Here is a 15,892-nt window from a genome sequence, read left to right as displayed (position 1 = left end):
CAATGGCGAGCCCAACGGCTCGCCATCTTTTGTTTCAAACCGGCTTAGTCAGTAAAGACGTATTCACCCAGATCGCACAGGTCCACGCCATACTCGTCGGCGGTAGACCCATCTGAGAACGCCCCACGAATGTCATAGACACAGGTGGTCAGGCCGTCAGCAATCAGTACGTCCGCCTCGTAACCCGGCGCGATGTAATCGCCCTGCAGCAAGTTGGATTCCCAATTGTCCGACGCACTTGACGAGACGTTGAATTCGACCAGATCAACGCTGCTTTCATTGCCTAGCAGAAATACCAGATCCTCGGCGGATGCAGTCGACGCGAAAGCTGACGCCAAGATGATCGACGCAGCAAATAACTTCTTCATTAGGTGTTTCCCTGATTTATTGTCCAACACCACATGGTTGGTACCGCGCGTCATACCGAAGCAACGCCGGTGATCAAACGACAATCACCCACGATCAGACTGGCGACAGATATGTTGTACATTCGTGCAACAGAAGCTTGCCGGTATAAGTGCATCACTTAGACAAACGAGTCCATTTCTGATGCCCGCAGACGACATGCTCGCATCCACGCACGGTCAGAGTATCTCCGCTCAGCGTCATTTGCGGCACGACGTCCACATTGACCATGGGAATCCAGAAATCCCCGCCACCGTATTTGCCGCCGCCTTCGCTGGCCACATCCCAGAACAGCTTCTTGCCGATGTTGGGGGTCTGTACCTCTTTGCCGGATGTGTCATAGGCTGACTGAATCTGGCCACAGAACTTGTCTCCGCAGGCCGAAATCTTGATATGAGAGATCAGCTTCTTCCGATCCGGCTCGGTTTTCCATACGCCTACGATGGGATCAGCGGCCGCAAAAGCCGGAGTCAACAGGGCAAGCGCGGCTGCTATAGCTACATGTCGAACGAAGTATCGCATCACACAACCTCTTCCTTTACCCGGCTATCATAGCACATCCCCGCGCAACGCAGGTCAGGCGGCCTGTGCGTCCGATTGCTGACGGCGCCACAGCTGCGCATAGCGACCCTCGCGTTTCAGCAACTCGTCATGAGTACCCTGTTCCAGAATTTCACCCTGTTCCAGAACGACGATACGGTCAGCCTCGGCGATGGTGCTGAGTCGATGCGCGATGGTCAGAACGGTGCGCCCTTCCCCGGCCCGTGCCAGCGCGTCCTTAATGTCCTGCTCGGTATCGGTATCCAGCGCCGAGGTTGCCTCGTCCAGCAACAGGATCGGAGGGTTCTTGAGCAGCGTGCGGGCGATGCCGACCCGCTGCTTTTCACCACCCGAAAGTTTTAGCCCACGTTCGCCAACCTTGGTGTCATACCCTTCGGGCAGCGTGACGATAAAGTCATGAATCTGGGCGGCCTTGGCGGCGGCTTCGACATCTTGCTGGCTGGCGCCGTCGCGGCCATAGGCGATGTTATAGCGAATGGTGTCGTTGAACAGAACCGTGTCCTGCGGCACCACGCCAATAGCGGAATGCAGACTTGTTTGCGTCACGTCGCGCACGTCCTGCCCATCGATCTTCAGCGCCCCGCCGGTCACGTCGTAGAACCTGAACAGCAAACGCCCGATGGTCGACTTGCCCGAGCCCGTCGCCCCAACGATAGCCACAGTCTGACCCGCGGGTACGGTCAAGGACACTCCCTTTAATATCTCCCGATCCGCGTCATAGCCGAAATGGACCTTTTCCAGCGTGACCTCTCCGCCATTAACCTCAAGGCCCGGGGCGTCCGGTTTGTCGGAGACCTCAGCGGGTTGTTCCAGCAGGTCGAACATCTGCCCCATGTCTACCAGCGACTGGCGGATTTCCCGGTACACCGTGCCCAGAAAGTTCAGCGGCACGGTAATCTGGATCATGTAGGCGTTGACCATGACGAAATCACCCACGGTCAACGAGCCGTTCTGAACCCCAACAGCCGCCAGAACCATCACCCCGATCAACCCGCATGTAATCAGGAAAGACTGACCGAAATTCAGGAAGGCCAGCGAATAAGCCGTTTTCAGCGCCGCCCCGGCATAAGCCTTCATCGACACGTCATAGCGTTCAGCTTCGCGCTGTTCCGCATTGAAATACTTGACGGTTTCAAAGTTTAGTAGGCTGTCGATGGCGCGTTGGTTGGCCTCGGTGTCCTGATCATTCATCTCGCGTCGCAGCTTCACGCGCCATTCGGTGACGGCGAAGGTGAACCAGATATAGAAGCCAATGGTCACGGCCACGACGACCAGATACCAGACATCGAACAGCCACATCAGGATGATCGCCACCAGCAGTAGTTCCAGGATCAGCGGTCCGATGGAGAACAGCAGGAAGCGCAGCAGAAACTCCACGCCTTTGACACCGCGCTCAATGATCCGGCTGAGGCCCCCGGTGCGGCGCGTCACGTGATAGCGCATCGAGAGCTGGTGAATGTGCTGGAACGTCTCCAAGGCCAGTGCACGCAAGGCGCGCTGCCCCACCGGTGCAAAGGTTGCATCGCGTAGCTGTTGAAAACCAACGGTCATCATCCGCGCCACGCCATATGCGACGGTCAGCCCCACAGCCCCCAAAGCCAGCGGCGGCACACCCTCACCGGCCAGCGAGTCGACCGCGCCCTTGTACAGGATCGGGGTGAAGACAGCGATCAGCTTGGCCAGCACCAGCATCGAAAGTGCAATCACGACCCGACGTTTGACCCAAGACTCATCCTCGGGCCAGAGATACGGCGCGACCTTGCGGATCGTGCGCCAACCGGACTGGCGTTCGTCAGTTTGGGGCGTGTCGTCGGAATGCATCGAGGCTGTTCGTCTCATCACTTACCTGATCTGCGGTCAGAGATAGCCCTGCCCCCGAAAAGGGCCAGAGGCAAAGGGTTCATTCAGGGATCGTGAATATCTGACCGGGATAAATCAGGTCAGGATCGCGGATCGCATCCCGGTTGGCTTCGAACAGCCGCACATAAAGAACGCCATCACCGAACCGTTCACGCGAAATTGCCCAGAGCGTGTCGCCCTTCTGCACGGTCACTGAACGAATTGACGGTGTGTCTGGAGCAAGTGCCGCCTCATCGGCCGCCTCAGCCGCGCGAAGGACCTCTTGCGGCTCGCGTTTGAACGGGGTTTCAAGGCGGCTGACCACCGTGCCGTCCGCCCCGACCTCATCCACGCGCAGGGTGTAGACGCCGGGTTCGACATCATCCAGTTCACTGCGCCATTTGCCGTCTTCAGCGGGGGTCAGGTCATCCACCAGCCGGTTGTCCAGATACAGACGTACAACCGAACCGTCCGGCACCCGGCCCGTCAGCTCGACATCGCCGGTATCGGAATAGCCGATCGTGTCCAGGGCGACCTGATCCGGCGCCTGCGATTGTACCGTAGGTGCCTGCACCAGTTCGACGCCGTCTTCGCCGGATCGCAGTACGGCGACCCCCTGGGGCTGAGCATCGTCTTCGGCGGCTTGCGCCGTCTGTTCGGCCTCAGCTTCTGGCGCGGGTGCATTGCCTGTTTCGGTTGGCGCGGGTGCATCGACTGTTTCTGATGCTGCGACGTCTTCGGTTTCCGTACTCTCTGGCCCGGCAGTTGCATTTTCCGCGGTTTCAACAGGCGCTGTGGGTTCGTCCCCCTGTTCAGACGCTGGCAGGGCCGCGATGACATAGTCATCCGAGCGTACCGGCTGATCACCCTGCGTTTCCAGCGTCAGCCCGCGTGCGGTGTCGGAAAACGGGATCGACAGGAATTCGGCAAACTGGCCGCTGGGGTCGACTGTGAAACTGTGGACCGGCTCACCATCCAACAGCACGCTAACCTCAGCGCCAGGCTCGGCCGTGCCGGACAGAACCGCATTTCCGTCCGGTTCGACAAATATCTGGTCCAGAGAAGGGGTGACCTGTGACGTAGCCTCTGCCGCGCCGTTTTCCTCGCCTGCAGGTGCCTCGGCCTCGAGTTCTTGTTCGACGGGCTCAGCCGAGGTGTTGTCTTCGGTGCTCGGAACCGCAACCTCGCCCTGCGGTGCGGTCTCTTCGGGCGCTTCATCACGCATGCCGGACAGCAACAACCCGCCCGCTCCGACCACAACCACGATACCGGCGATCACACCCCAGACGACGGTGCCAGAGCTTGTCTCTCCCGACTCGGCGTTCATGTTTTTCCTTTCACTCCGCAGCGCAAGTGCTTTGTCTAAAACACGTTCTGCCTGACGGTTGAGCCAATCTATCAATCCCGCTATCAGGGGTCAAAACCTCAGGCACAACCCCGGAGAGCGTTCACGATGACTCAGAAATCTGTTTGTGTGTATTGCGGGTCACGTAATGGCGCGAATTCCGCCTATTCCGACGCCGCCAAAACCTTCGGCACCCTGCTTGCGCAGGAAGGCTGGCGGCTGGTCTATGGCGCCGGGGATGTCGGCCTGATGGGCGAGGTCGCACGCGCTGCCCAATCCGCCGGAGGCGATACGTTCGGCGTAATCCCGGTTCACCTGCTGCGGCGCGAGGTCGGCAAGACCGACCTGACCCGTTTCGTGATCACCGAGACGATGCACGAACGCAAAAAGGTCATGATCATGAATGCGGATGCGGTGGTGGTTCTGCCCGGTGGTCCGGGATCGTTGGACGAGCTGTTCGAGGCGCTGACATGGCGGCAGCTGGGCCTGCATGAAAAGCCAATTCTGGTGATGAATGTGGATGGCTACTGGGATGCGCTGCACGATCTGTTGCAGCAGGTCATCGGTCAGGGGTTTGCCGACGGATCGCTGGCGGACTTCATCACCTGGGTCGATGATCCGGCAGGCGCAATGTCCACCTTGCGTGGTTTCCTGACCTGACCTGGGAACGGGCGGTTCTTGAACCGCCCGTTGCACTGACTTTGCCTAGGCGGCTGGGCTCAGGCGGCTGGTCAGCAGCTTTTCGACCTTGTGCATGGGATGGTTAGTCAAGGTCTTGTCGACCTCGGCCACAACCTTGGCAAGAACCTCGCTGTGAAGGCGACGGCGCAGCAAGCCCAGAACGTGCGGGCTGGCAACCAGCACCAGACGGTTGAATGCCCCCTTCAGCCCCTTGCGGTTCAACAGATTGGCAACATCCTGAACAAACAGGGATTTCGCATGGGTTTTCCAATTTGGTTCTTCAACCGCCGATTTCTGGTTCGGCCCGGTATCGAAACGCCGCCCTGCCCGGTCGGTCGGGCGTGAGGACGCGTCCTGCTCCTCAACCGAAACAACGACCAGATTGGGATCTTCGGCATCGGTGATGTTTTCAACAAACAACGCCTTTTCCCCATCGGCAATGACAACCCAGGTTCCCTGTTCAAGTGCGACCATCGTGCTCTCCTTGTTATGGCTGTTACAGCCATCCCTCATCCATCAGGCAAAGGCTCACCGTTGCGCGACCAGAGTGATCTGGTGCGTTGCCTGAACTTGTTTCAAATGGTTAGCGGTCTCTCCCTCCGCCTCACCTAAGGTAAGTACTGCGGGGCGTCGTGCAATCCCGTCTCAGGATGAAACTTTCTTCATCGGCGGGTTTTCTCCTGTCAGGCCGACAGTTCGATCACCGTGATCTCGGGCGTCACACCAAAACGCACCGGCAGGATCGAACACCCGATCCCCCCCGACACAACCAGATCGCGATTGCCTTCGCGGACATGCCCATATGCGTAGCGGTTGCCAAATCTCGAGGGCACCACGGGCGACCAACCAAACATACGCACCTGACCGCCATGTGTGTGCCCGGACAGGGTCAGCGCCACGTTTTCAGGCATTTTGGGGAAGATGTCCGGCTCATGCGCCATCATCACAACGGGCGCGTCGTCGGTGACCTGCGCCATCGTTCCGGGTAGATCATCCAACCCTCTGCCTTTTCCATTGTGTCTAAATGCAAGCTGATCCTCCAGACCAGCCAGCCAGATTCCCAAATCGTCTAGCCGAACCGCTTCGTTGGACAGAACCCTGATGCCCTGCTGCTGAAACGCCTCGGCAAATTTGTTCGGTCCTGCACCGCGACGCTGGGCATCCTGGTCATCCCACCAGTCGTGGTTGCCCAGAACGGCAAAGACCCCGTTTTGCGCCTCCAGTTCCGCAAGCACCGGAGCCAGATCTTTGGCGTCAACTTTTTCAGAAATAAACTTGTGATGGCCGGCATAATCGCCCAGCAACAAGATCAAGTCAGGCGCCAGAGCATTGGTGCGTCGCACCACCTGCTGAACCCGGGCCAGCCCGACATAGGGTTCTCCGACATGCAGATCGGCAAGAACTGCGATCCTCAGAGGCTTGGCGGGCCAATCTTCGCGCTTTACACGCCATTTGCGCACGCGCAGTCGCACAAGAGGTTCAACGAAAAACCCCCACGCGGCAATAAAAAGGCCTGCCAGCGTGGCCGCCAGCAAGCCCTTTATGAACCCTCGTCGGGTCAAGTTTTACATCCGCGATGCAACGTTTTCCCAGTTCACCAGATTGTCGAGGAAGTTCGACAGGTAAGCCGGGCGCTTGTTGCGGAAATCGATGTAGTACGAGTGCTCCCACACGTCACAACCCAGCAGAGCGGTCTGGCCGAAGCACAGCGGGTTCACACCGTTTTCAGTCTTAGTCACAGCCAGCGAGCCGTCCGCGTTCTTGACCAGCCACGCCCAGCCCGAGCCGAACTGACCGGCACCAGCGGCGCTGAACTGCGACTTGAACTCGTCAACCGAGCCAAAGCTTTTGGTCAGAGCTTTTTCCAGTTCACCGGGCATGGCGTTGCCACCGGGGCCCATCATCTCCCAGAACTGGTTGTGGTTCCACAGCTGGCTGATGTTGTTGAAGACACCGTTCTGCGCGACAGCGTTTGCATCATAGGTGCCAACGATGATCTCTTCCAGCGACTTGCCATCCCACTCGGTGCCGGCGATCAGCTTGTTGCCGTTGTCGACATAGGCCTTGTGGTGCAGGTCGTGGTGATATTCCAGCGTTTCCGCGGACATACCCTTGGCTGCCAGCGCGTCATGTGCATAAGGAAGATCAGGAAGTTCAAAAGCCATCTCGGCCCCCTGTAAAATAAAAGTTGCGGTTCCCAAGGGTTAAATGCTTTGGCAAGCGCCGCAGGTCAAGGGCAGAGATCACAAAACCCGGAGGCAGGCGATGCTGACACAGGCGCGCAAGATGTTCTACCGCGCCCGCGGATACTATGCGGGCAATCTGAACGGAGAACCGTTTCGCCTTGACCCCTATCATTCGAAATTCTGGCGCAAGGCGTCGGCGGGTGCTTGGGAGCCGGAAACTTTCACTGTGCTGGACAAATACCTTTCACCGGACAGTGATTACCTGGACATCGGCGCATGGATTGGCCCCACGGTCCTGTACGGTGCCCGCAAGGCACGGCACGTCTGGTGTTTCGAACCCGATCCCACCGCCTTCAGGCATCTGGCTTGGAATCTTGACCTGAACAACATTCGCAACGTCTCGGCCTTCGGGGTGGCGCTGTCGGATCAGTTCGGCGTGGCCCGCATGGCCTCTGTGCGCGGAGAACCCGGTGATTCCACCAGTTCGCTGCTGCACGACGGGGCGCATGGCACAGATGCGCTGACGATCGCTTGGGACCAGTTCGCGACCGCAAACGATCTGTCTGGCGTGTCGCTGGTGAAGATGGATATCGAGGGCGCGGAGTTTACAGTGCTGCCAACGCTGATCCCGTGGTTGAGGGAACACCGCCCCGCGCTGTATCTCTCGACCCACGGCGGTTTACTTGAACCAGACATACGAAGGGCCCGCATGCAGGAAATCGCGGATCTTCTTTCGTTCTATTCCGATTGCAAGTCCGGCACCCAATCAGGTCTGAGCTTTGAAAGTTTGACGCGCGACCCGGCTGTGTCCGGCTTTGAAACGTTCTTGCTGACGGGCTAAGAACCCTCTTTCACCCGCCAGCATACGCTTGCCTTAATACAGAACGTCTCCGGCAATCGGCTTGCACACCCCTTTGCCATAAGGGCGGGTCGAGACGTTGGCCTGCGGGAAACTGACCTTCAAACCTATGGTATTTCGCTCTGGATCAAGCGTCGCCGTGTAACTGACCCGGTAATCGCCTGTAGCGAGTGCACGCAGGGTAACGCGCCAGGACAATCGGTACTCACCTTTCCGCGTCTTCTTGAACTGCGCATCAACTGGAGTATTCGCCTTTATCCCCGCAAGTTCGTTCGAAGCGCGCACAGCGCCATCATAGGCCCGCGCACGTTTGTTTTCCGCATCTACGCTCAAATAAACCTTGTCTGGAACCCAACCCTGATCCTTCGTGCTGCGCAGGTCGCACTCGTAACTCTGCACCGCCGCGTGGGCTGCCGTCGTACACAAGCCAAAAGCCAGAATAAGGGACATGCGCTTCATTAAATCCACCTCGTTTCTATTGTTTGCGCCCCGAACCTTGGGTCGCATTTATCCGTGATTTCATGTAGTTAGATTCTTGTCTGCGAAGAGGCCTACATGGCTTTTTCGTATTGTGTTAAATTTCTTCTGCGAAGATGGCTGCATTTATGAACAGTCCAACTTCTTTATTTTCGACATTCCCCCAAAACAACTTTCTATCGCGCAAAGCGCGAAGCCAAAGAACCACTTTCGCCAATTAGGTGCAACGCGATTCCACCGACCAACTCAGTGTTTAAGGAGGGTTTTTACAAGATTATGACCGCTCGGAAACAAGAAAGACCGCCCGAAGTGTCCGGGCGGTCCTAATTCTGGGCGACACATCGTGAGGTCAGTAAACGCCGACCTCACTGCCCGGTTGCGCCGCGACCTTCAGCAGTTTGAACGCGTAATCCGCTGCCGAGCGGAAACAGACGACGCGAAACGTTTCGGCATCGTCCATCCAGAACGCACCCGCTATCTGCGCCAGACGCGAGCGGCGGATTTGTCCGGGCTGGAACGCCTCGGCCGACAGATCGACAGGCGCCAACTTGCCCATCACCTCACGCGCGCTTGCGCCCGAGATGCGGAAAACGGCACGCGCGTCCGAGACGTTGACGGCCAGCGCATGTGTGCCGCTAAGCGCATTGTTCATTGCGGCCAGTTTGGTTTCGACCTCGGCATAGGGCACCAGCACCAGCAGTTCATCGGTGGACATCCAGCAGACGCCGGTATCAACGTTGACCAGAGCTTCGCGCTGACCGGGCATTTTCTGCCCGGTTGCGTCCTTGACGGCCTTTGCCAGCACCTTGTCGGACAGATCGCCCCGCAACGTGATCATCCCCTGCAGGCCGCATTCCTCGACCTTGGCGATGCCGTCATAGCTGGCATGGTTCAGTGCGCTGATGGGTTCAGACATTCTGCTTCTCCCCGTCCTTATCGAAAAAGATCGGGTCCACGATCTTAGCTTTATAGGTTTTGCCGTCGGTTCCCGGAAACTCGACGATCTCGCCCATCCGGTCGGGACCATGTTTGATCAGGCCCATGGCGATGCCCTTGCCCAGGTTGGCCGAATAGTAGGTCGAGGTAACACGCCCGATCATGTTGCGCTGACCATTGGCGTTGACGCCGTCGCCTACTGCGTAAGCGCCGTCCGGGATGACGGAACCATCCACAGTCTCAAGGCCGACCAGTTTCCAGCGGTCTGGATCGGCCATGTGTGTGCGCGAATGGGCGCGTTTGCCGAGGTAGTCCTCTTTCTTCTTGGACAGTGCCCAGTGCAGCCCCAGATCCTGCGGGATCACGGTGCCATCGGTCTCGTCCCCGATCATGATAAAGCCCTTCTCGGCCCGCAGGATGTGCAGGCATTCGGTGCCGTAAGGCATGACACCAAATTCCTGACCAGCCGCGATCAGGGCATCCCAGAACGCCTGACCCTGAGATGCAGGTACCGCGATCTCATAGGACAGCTCACCCGAGAACGAGATGCGGTAAGCCCGCGCATCGAACTCGCCGATCTTGCCATCGCGCCATTCCATGAAGGGCAGCGCCTCTTTCGACAGTTCCATGCCGCCGCCCGCTTGCGCGTTCAACTTCTCCAGCACCTTGCGGGCGTTGGGGCCGACCACGGCAACCTGAGCGTATTGCTCGGTCACGTTGGCGACATAGACTTTCCAGTCCCACCACTCGGTCTGCAGCCACTCTTCCATGTGGCCATGGATACGCTCAGCTCCACCGGTAGTTGTGTGGCACAGCCAGGTGTCCTCATCGATACGGGCAACAACACCGTCGTCGATCAGGAAGCCGTTTTCCGAGCACATCAGACCATAGCGGCATTTGCCGACCTTCAGCGTGGACATCATGTTGGTGTACAGCATGTCCAGGAACTTACCGGCATCCGGACCTTTGACGATCAGTTTGCCCAGCGTCGAAGCATCCAGCAGGCCGAGGTTTTCACGAGTGTTCTTTACCTCGCGGTTCACGGCGTCATGCACGGATTCACCGGGGCGGACATAGGCATAGGTCCGGCGCCAGTGTCCGACCGGCTCCCAATCGGCGCCGTTCTTGTCGTGCCAGTCATGCATCGGAGTCCGGCGGATCGGCTGGAACACATCACCACGTGCCTCACCGCCGATCGACGCCAGCGAGATGGGCGTATAAGGCGGACGGAAGGTGGTGGTTCCGACCTTTGGAATTTCCGCATCCAGTGCATCAGCAAGGATTGCCAAGCCGTTGATGTTGCTTAGCTTACCCTGATCGGTCGCCATACCCAGCGTGGTGTAACGCTTGGTGTGTTCGACACTCTCGTAGCCTTCGCGCGCCGCCAGTTGGACGTCGGACACTTTGACGTCGTTCTGGAAGTCCAACCAAGACTTCATGCGCAATTGGACCTCGGCATTGGCGGGCATCAGCCAGACCGGCTCCATCGCGGCCTCGGCCGTGGTTTCACCTTTCGGAGCGTCATTCGTCTTGGGCTTAAAGCCCGCGCCGTTGGCTGCGGCTTCCCCGGCGGTCTGGGCGTCTGCCAGCACATCGCCCAGCGCCAGCGGACCATTGGCAGACCCGGCGGCGACAACAAATCCTTCGCCATTCGCGCCCAGCGGTGGGCGTTCAGGATCGGGGCGGAAATGGGCGTTTGCCTCATCCCAGATCAGCTTGCCACCGCAATGCGACCACATGTGCACGACCGGAGACCAGCCGCCCGACATGGCAACCGCATCGCATTCAACTTCTTCGCGAGCGCCGCCGATGCCTTCCTGGTTGCACAGCGCGACCTTTTTAACGCGCTTGCCGCCCTTGACCTTGGCAATAGCTTTGCCCGGATCAACACGGATTCCGAGTTGACGCGCCTCTTCAGCCAGAGGACCTGCCGCAGCCCGCGCATCGACGATACGCAGAACGTCCACTCCGGCCTGTTTCAGGATAATCGCAGTGCGGTAAGCGTCGTCGTTGTTGGTGGCGACGATAACGCGTTCACCCGGGGTTACGCCCCAGTTCACAACATAATCGCGCATAGCCGCGGCGAGCATCACGCCCGGCACATCGTTGCCCGCGAAAGACAGTGGACGTTCGATCGCACCAGTGGCGGTCACAACCTGCTTGGCGCGGATGCGCCACAGGCGGTGACGGGGACCTTGGACGCCCGGAGTGTGGTCGGTCAGTCGCTCATAACCCAGCACATAGCCGTGGTCATAGACGCCTGCACCCATGCAACGATTGCGCAGGGTGACGTTGTCCATTGTTTCCAGTTCGGAAACCAATTGCTCCACGAACATATCCACAGGCTCACCGTCGATAGTACCGCCATCAACCGGAGCACGCCCCCCCCAATGCGCGGTCTGCTCGATCAGCATGACCTTGGCACCGGATTGCGCCGCAACTTTCGCGGCCTGCAGACCAGCCACACCGCCACCGATCACCAGAACATCGGTGAAGGCATAGAAGTGTTCATAGGTGTCCGCGTCGCGGCTGTCCTTGTCGGGCGCTTTGCCCAAACCAGCGGACTGACGGATGAAGGGTTCGTAGACGTGTTTCCAGAACGGTTTCGGATGAATGAACGTCTTGTAGTAGAACCCGGCCGGCAGGAAGCGCGCAAAGGCGGTGTTCACTGCGCCGATGTCGAACTCGAGGTTCGGCCAGTGGTTCTGCGAGATCGCCGTCAACCCATTGAACAGCTCGGTCGTTGTGGTGCGCTGGTTCGGTTCGAACCGGTTGCCCTGCCCCAAACCGACCAGAGCGTTCGGCTCTTCGGCACCGCTGGCGACGACACCGCGCGGACGGTGGTATTTAAACGACCGGCCCACCATCATCTGATCGTTGGCCAACAGGGCCGAGGCGAGCGTGTCGCCCTCGTAGCCCTGCATAGAGGTGCCGTTGAAAGTAAAGGTGACCTGTTTCGACCGGTTAATCAGCCGGCCCTGTTTTGCGAGACGGGTGCTCATTTTGCGGACCTTTCGCAGGTGGAGGCATCAAAGCCTCCGGCGGGAGTATTTTTGAAAAGACGGAGCATCAGGAGAACTCTCTCCATGTCCATCCCGGACGTTTGGCGGTGATGGCGTCCTTGATCTCTTGCGGCAGCTCGGTGGTTTGGGCCGAGTATGTGCCGAACACTTCCAGTGTGTTCGTGCAGCGGGCCGCGTGGAACCACTTGCCGCAGCCATTCACATGGCGCCAGCGTTCAAAGTGAACACCCTTGGGGTTTTCACGCATAAACAGATAGTCGTGGAAATCGTCATCCGACGAGCCTGGACCGAAGCGCTTCAGATGCGCCTCGCCACCAGCGGCCAGTTCGGTTTCTTCGGCATCAACGCCACAATAAGGGCAATTCAGGATCAGCATATGGTCATCCTTTTGGCGGTCGGTCGGCACTTGGGCCGACCTGAATTCTGTTAGCTGGCCACCTCGGGCAGAGCCCTTAGTGTGCCACCCCGGCGGCGACGCTCTCGTCGATGAAGCGACCCTGTTTGAAACGATCCAGCGAGAACGCCTCGGTCAGCGGTGAATGGCCGGTGGCCATCAGCTGTGCCATGCCCCAGCCGGAACCTGGGATCGATTTGAAGCCACCGGTGCCCCAACCGCAGTTGATAAAGCAGCCACCCAGCGGGGTTTTCGAAAGGATGGGCGAGCGGTCGCCGGTCATGTCAACGATCCCACCCCACTGGCGCAGCATCTTCAGGCGCGAGATCATCGGGAAGGTCTCGACCAATGCGCGGACGGTTTCCTCGATATGGTGGAACGAGCCGCGCTGGGTGTAGTTGTTATAGGCGTCTGTACCACCACCGATCACCATCTCGCCCTTGTCGGACTGAGACATGTAGCCGTGCACGGTGTTGGCCATTACGACAACGTCCATGCAGGGTTTGATCGGCTCGGACACCAGCGCCTGCAGCGCGATGGCCTCAAGCGGCAGACGGAAACCTGCCATCTCGGCCAGCTGACCGGAATGGCCCGCAACCACGATGCCCAGCTTGTCACAGTCGATGGCACCCTTGGTGGTATCCACGCCCACAACGCGGCCATTCTCGGACCGGACGCCTTTGACTTCGCACTGCTGGATGATGTCCATGCCCATAGCCGAACACGCACGTGCATAGCCCCAGGCCACGGCATCGTGACGGGCGGTGCCACCGCGTTCCTGCCACAGCGCACCCAGAACCGGGTAGCGCGGGCCGTCGATGTTGATAATCGGCACCAGTTGCTTCACGCGCTCGGGGCCGATCCACTCGGTCTTGACGCCTTGCAGAGCGTTGGCGTGCGCCGTGCGCTGATATCCGCGGATTTCGTGCTGGGTCTGGGCCAGCATCATGACGCCACGCGGGCTGAACATGACGTTGTAATTCAGGTCCTGGCTCAGATCTTCATACAAGCTGCGCGCCTTTTCATACAGCGCCGCCGACGGATCCTGCAGATAGTTTGACCGGATGATGGTCGTGTTCCGGCCCGTGTTACCGCCGCCCAGCCAGCCTTTTTCGATAACGGCGACGTTTTGGATGCCGTAATTCTTGCCAAGGTAATAGGCTGTCGCCAGACCATGTCCGCCAGCGCCAACGATAATGACGTCATAGCGTTTCTTGGGTTCGGGCGAGCGCCACGCGCGCTCCCACCCGGTGTGATAGCGCAGGGCCTCCCGCGCCACAGCAAAGGCTGAGTAGTGTTTCATGAGCGAATCCATCCGGTTCGGTGATTGGCGCAGGTATGCCGTGTGCGGACAGTTTAGCCCTGCCACACAACGCCACAATATCGAACTATTGCGACATCCGCCCGATTATTGCGACATGACGTCCTCGCGCGGCCATTTGCCCCTTTTTTCGCCCCGCCGAGAGGTCTAAGTCAGGGCAGCCATATCGGAGTAGCCATGTCGTTCCTGGTCGTCACAATTCTAACCGCGCTGCTGACTGCGCTGATCCTGGGCCTGTCTCTGCTGCGTGGTCGCAAAACACGCGAACCCGCTGCGGCATATGACTTGCGCGTTTATCGTGAACAGTTGGCTGGCGTTGACAAGGATTTGGCGCGCGGTGTGATCGGTGAAGCCGATGCCGAACGAGTCCGCACTGAAATCTCACGTCGCATTCTGGCCGCAGACGCGCAGATGCAGGCCGGCACCAAACAGGCCGGGGCACCTGTGTGGGCCACGATTGCCGCCTTTGTTGTCATAGCTGTGGTCGTAGTGGGTGGCGGTGCACAAATGTACCGCCAAATGGGGGCCGCCGGTCTTCCGGATCAACCTCTGTCGCTGCGCAAAGAACAAGCAGAGACCCTGCGCGCCGGTCGTCCCAGCCAGGCCGAGGTCGAAGCCACAGCACAGCCCGCCGAACAGCCGCAGCTGGATGAAAGTTATGCCAATCTTTTAGTACAGTTGCGCGACACTGTTGCAGCACGCCCGGACGATCTGCAGGGCCACATCCTGCTGGCACAGCATGAGGCCAACGCGGGCAACTTTCAGGCCGCCTACAAAGCACAGAAACGTGTAATTGAACTGTCCGGTGATGAGGTTCCGGCCGATGCATATTCGCATTTGGCCGAGATGCTGATCCTGTCCGCGGGCGGCTATGTGTCGCCCGAGGCGGAAGAGGCGCTGAAGCAAGCACTGCAGCGCGACCCGCGTCATGGTCCGGCCCAGTATTACCTTGGGCAGATGATGGTTCAGATCGGGCGCCCCGATATCGGATACCGCATCTGGGTCGATGCCCTGCGCGATGCCCCGGCAGGCGCACCATGGGCGGGTGCTATCCGCGCACAATTGGACGAGCTGGCCTTTCGAGCGGGCGTATTCAACGCCCCGGACATTCCGGCCCCTGCTGCGTCCGGCCCCAGTCAGGATGATCTGGATGCCGCCGCCGCGCTGACCCCGGAAGAGCGGCAAGAAATGATCCTTGGTATGATCAACCAGTTGTCTGATCGTCTGGCCACCGAAGGCGGCTCACCCGAAGAATGGGCTCGCCTGATTGCCGCCCTTGGTGTGGTTGGCGACAGCGATAGAGCCTCGGGTATCTACGAGGAATCTCAATCGGTTTTTGCAGGCAACGCAGACGCGTTGGAAATTCTGGATGCTGCGGCCCGTCAGGCCGGGGTCACCCAATGATCCACGACGTGTTCGAAGACTTCGCAACCGCGTTGCCGCCGATGACCGCGCTGATGGGGCTGGATCTGGGTGAAAAAACCATTGGCGTGGCGGTCTCGGACCGGATGCGCGGTGTCGCCAGCCCGTTGGAAACCGTGCGGCGCAAGAAATTCAAACTGGATTCCGCCCGCCTGCTTGAGATCATCGCCGACCGCGAGATCGGTGGTGTCATACTCGGCCTGCCGAAAAACATGGACGGAACCGAAGGCCCCCGCTGTCAATCGACCCGTGCCTTTGCCCGCAACCTGTCCCGCCTGACTGAGGTTTCGATCGGCTTCTGGGACGAGCGACTCAGCACCGTTGCGGCCGAAAAGGCGCTTTTAGAGGCGGATACGACACGAAAGCGTCGCGGAGAGGTTATCGATCACGTCGCCGCAGGCTATATTCTGCAAGGAGCGCTGGACCGGCTGCGCTTTCTGTAA

At 59.2% G+C, this 15,892-nt stretch carries 16 protein-coding genes; 4 read left to right on the top strand and 12 right to left on the bottom strand.

Going from position 1 to position 15,892, the window contains the following annotated elements:
• Positions 1–44: 44 nt before the first annotated feature.
• From AC2FEE_RS07520 to AC2FEE_RS07505, 4 genes are all read right to left on the bottom strand, one after another.
• Positions 45–368: a hypothetical protein gene (locus tag AC2FEE_RS07520; protein WP_496864136.1), complete on the bottom strand. Its 324-nt coding sequence runs from the start codon at positions 366–368 to the stop codon at positions 45–47.
• 154 nt (positions 369–522) lie between these two features.
• Positions 523–927, bottom strand: coding sequence for a DUF2147 domain-containing protein (locus tag AC2FEE_RS07515; protein ID WP_496864135.1), 405 nt, complete (start codon positions 925–927; stop codon positions 523–525).
• Between the two features lie 54 nt (positions 928–981).
• The gene (locus AC2FEE_RS07510) at positions 982–2,805 is read right to left on the bottom strand and encodes an ABCB family ABC transporter ATP-binding protein/permease (protein WP_496864133.1); all 1,824 of its coding nucleotides are present in this window, start codon (positions 2,803–2,805) and stop codon (positions 982–984) included.
• Between the two features lie 61 nt (positions 2,806–2,866).
• Positions 2,867–4,132, bottom strand: a complete 1,266-nt coding sequence (locus AC2FEE_RS07505; RefSeq protein ID WP_496864131.1) for a LysM peptidoglycan-binding domain-containing protein — start codon at positions 4,130–4,132, stop codon at positions 2,867–2,869.
• Between the two features lie 126 nt (positions 4,133–4,258).
• On the opposite strand from AC2FEE_RS07505, the gene AC2FEE_RS07500 reads away from it, so the two are divergent.
• Positions 4,259–4,810 (top strand): LOG family protein, encoded by a 552-nt coding sequence (locus AC2FEE_RS07500; protein ID WP_496864129.1) that lies wholly within the window; start codon positions 4,259–4,261, stop codon positions 4,808–4,810.
• A gap of 45 nt (positions 4,811–4,855) precedes the next feature.
• On the opposite strand, the gene AC2FEE_RS07495 is transcribed toward AC2FEE_RS07500, so the two are convergent.
• From AC2FEE_RS07495 to AC2FEE_RS07485, 3 genes are all read right to left on the bottom strand, one after another.
• Positions 4,856–5,305, bottom strand: coding sequence for a host attachment family protein (locus AC2FEE_RS07495; RefSeq protein WP_496864127.1), 450 nt, complete (start codon positions 5,303–5,305; stop codon positions 4,856–4,858).
• Positions 5,306–5,514: 209 nt separating this feature from the next.
• Positions 5,515–6,393: a metallophosphoesterase gene (locus tag AC2FEE_RS07490; RefSeq protein WP_496864125.1), complete on the bottom strand. Its 879-nt coding sequence runs from the start codon at positions 6,391–6,393 to the stop codon at positions 5,515–5,517.
• A gap of 3 nt (positions 6,394–6,396) precedes the next feature.
• Positions 6,397–6,996: a superoxide dismutase gene (locus AC2FEE_RS07485; protein ID WP_496864124.1), complete on the bottom strand. Its 600-nt coding sequence runs from the start codon at positions 6,994–6,996 to the stop codon at positions 6,397–6,399.
• A gap of 100 nt (positions 6,997–7,096) precedes the next feature.
• On the opposite strand from AC2FEE_RS07485, the gene AC2FEE_RS07480 reads away from it, so the two are divergent.
• A complete protein-coding gene (locus tag AC2FEE_RS07480) occupies positions 7,097–7,858 on the top strand; it encodes an FkbM family methyltransferase (RefSeq protein WP_496864123.1) in 762 nt (253 codons plus the stop codon).
• Between the two features lie 33 nt (positions 7,859–7,891).
• Here the strand turns inward: AC2FEE_RS07480 and AC2FEE_RS07475 are convergent, their stop codons facing one another.
• From AC2FEE_RS07475 to AC2FEE_RS07455, 5 genes are all read right to left on the bottom strand, one after another.
• On the bottom strand, positions 7,892–8,335 hold the full coding sequence (locus tag AC2FEE_RS07475; protein WP_496864122.1) for a hypothetical protein: 444 nt from the start codon (positions 8,333–8,335) through the stop codon (positions 7,892–7,894).
• Between the two features lie 367 nt (positions 8,336–8,702).
• Positions 8,703–9,269, bottom strand: a complete 567-nt coding sequence (locus AC2FEE_RS07470) for a sarcosine oxidase subunit gamma (RefSeq protein WP_496864121.1) — start codon at positions 9,267–9,269, stop codon at positions 8,703–8,705.
• Positions 9,262–12,291 (bottom strand): sarcosine oxidase subunit alpha family protein, encoded by a 3,030-nt coding sequence (locus AC2FEE_RS07465; protein WP_496864119.1) that lies wholly within the window; start codon positions 12,289–12,291, stop codon positions 9,262–9,264. The genes AC2FEE_RS07470 and AC2FEE_RS07465 overlap by 8 nt, the downstream gene beginning before the upstream one ends.
• A gap of 67 nt (positions 12,292–12,358) precedes the next feature.
• Complete coding sequence (locus tag AC2FEE_RS07460) at positions 12,359–12,688, bottom strand: sarcosine oxidase subunit delta (protein WP_496864118.1); 330 nt, start codon at positions 12,686–12,688, stop codon at positions 12,359–12,361.
• Between the two features lie 76 nt (positions 12,689–12,764).
• The gene (locus AC2FEE_RS07455) at positions 12,765–14,009 is read right to left on the bottom strand and encodes a sarcosine oxidase subunit beta family protein (protein ID WP_496864117.1); all 1,245 of its coding nucleotides are present in this window, start codon (positions 14,007–14,009) and stop codon (positions 12,765–12,767) included.
• Between the two features lie 195 nt (positions 14,010–14,204).
• Between AC2FEE_RS07455 and ccmI the strand changes: the two genes are divergently transcribed.
• Complete coding sequence (gene ccmI / locus AC2FEE_RS07450; protein WP_496864115.1) at positions 14,205–15,431, top strand: c-type cytochrome biogenesis protein CcmI; 1,227 nt, start codon at positions 14,205–14,207, stop codon at positions 15,429–15,431.
• Positions 15,428–15,892, top strand: coding sequence for a Holliday junction resolvase RuvX (ruvX, locus tag AC2FEE_RS07445; RefSeq protein WP_496864114.1), 465 nt, complete (start codon positions 15,428–15,430; stop codon positions 15,890–15,892). The genes ccmI and ruvX overlap by 4 nt, the downstream gene beginning before the upstream one ends.

The organism is Ruegeria sp. YTSC199, from assembly GCF_059609725.1.
The sequence above is the reverse complement of the archived record's forward strand: the minus strand, read 5'-3'. Positions and strand labels throughout refer to the sequence as shown.

What these genes read in the sequence shown, in the direction of transcription:
- ccmI (WP_496864115.1), top strand. Translation starts at nt 14,205, where the DNA reads ATGTCGTTCCTGGTCGTCACAATTCTAACCGCGCTGCTGACTGCGCTG.
- AC2FEE_RS07500 (WP_496864129.1), top strand. Translation starts at nt 4,259, where the DNA reads ATGACTCAGAAATCTGTTTGTGTGTATTGCGGGTCACGTAATGGCGCG.
- AC2FEE_RS07495 (WP_496864127.1), bottom strand. Translation starts at nt 5,305, where the DNA reads ATGGTCGCACTTGAACAGGGAACCTGGGTTGTCATTGCCGATGGGGAA.
- ruvX (WP_496864114.1), top strand. Translation starts at nt 15,428, where the DNA reads ATGATCCACGACGTGTTCGAAGACTTCGCAACCGCGTTGCCGCCGATG.
- AC2FEE_RS07460 (WP_496864118.1), bottom strand. Translation starts at nt 12,688, where the DNA reads ATGCTGATCCTGAATTGCCCTTATTGTGGCGTTGATGCCGAAGAAACC.
- AC2FEE_RS07465 (WP_496864119.1), bottom strand. Translation starts at nt 12,291, where the DNA reads ATGAGCACCCGTCTCGCAAAACAGGGCCGGCTGATTAACCGGTCGAAA.
- AC2FEE_RS07520 (WP_496864136.1), bottom strand. Translation starts at nt 368, where the DNA reads ATGAAGAAGTTATTTGCTGCGTCGATCATCTTGGCGTCAGCTTTCGCG.
- AC2FEE_RS07455 (WP_496864117.1), bottom strand. Translation starts at nt 14,009, where the DNA reads ATGAAACACTACTCAGCCTTTGCTGTGGCGCGGGAGGCCCTGCGCTAT.
- AC2FEE_RS07505 (WP_496864131.1), bottom strand. Translation starts at nt 4,132, where the DNA reads ATGAACGCCGAGTCGGGAGAGACAAGCTCTGGCACCGTCGTCTGGGGT.
- AC2FEE_RS07480 (WP_496864123.1), top strand. Translation starts at nt 7,097, where the DNA reads ATGCTGACACAGGCGCGCAAGATGTTCTACCGCGCCCGCGGATACTAT.
- AC2FEE_RS07470 (WP_496864121.1), bottom strand. Translation starts at nt 9,269, where the DNA reads ATGTCTGAACCCATCAGCGCACTGAACCATGCCAGCTATGACGGCATC.
- AC2FEE_RS07475 (WP_496864122.1), bottom strand. Translation starts at nt 8,335, where the DNA reads ATGAAGCGCATGTCCCTTATTCTGGCTTTTGGCTTGTGTACGACGGCA.
- AC2FEE_RS07510 (WP_496864133.1), bottom strand. Translation starts at nt 2,805, where the DNA reads ATGAGACGAACAGCCTCGATGCATTCCGACGACACGCCCCAAACTGAC.
- AC2FEE_RS07485 (WP_496864124.1), bottom strand. Translation starts at nt 6,996, where the DNA reads ATGGCTTTTGAACTTCCTGATCTTCCTTATGCACATGACGCGCTGGCA.
- AC2FEE_RS07515 (WP_496864135.1), bottom strand. Translation starts at nt 927, where the DNA reads ATGCGATACTTCGTTCGACATGTAGCTATAGCAGCCGCGCTTGCCCTG.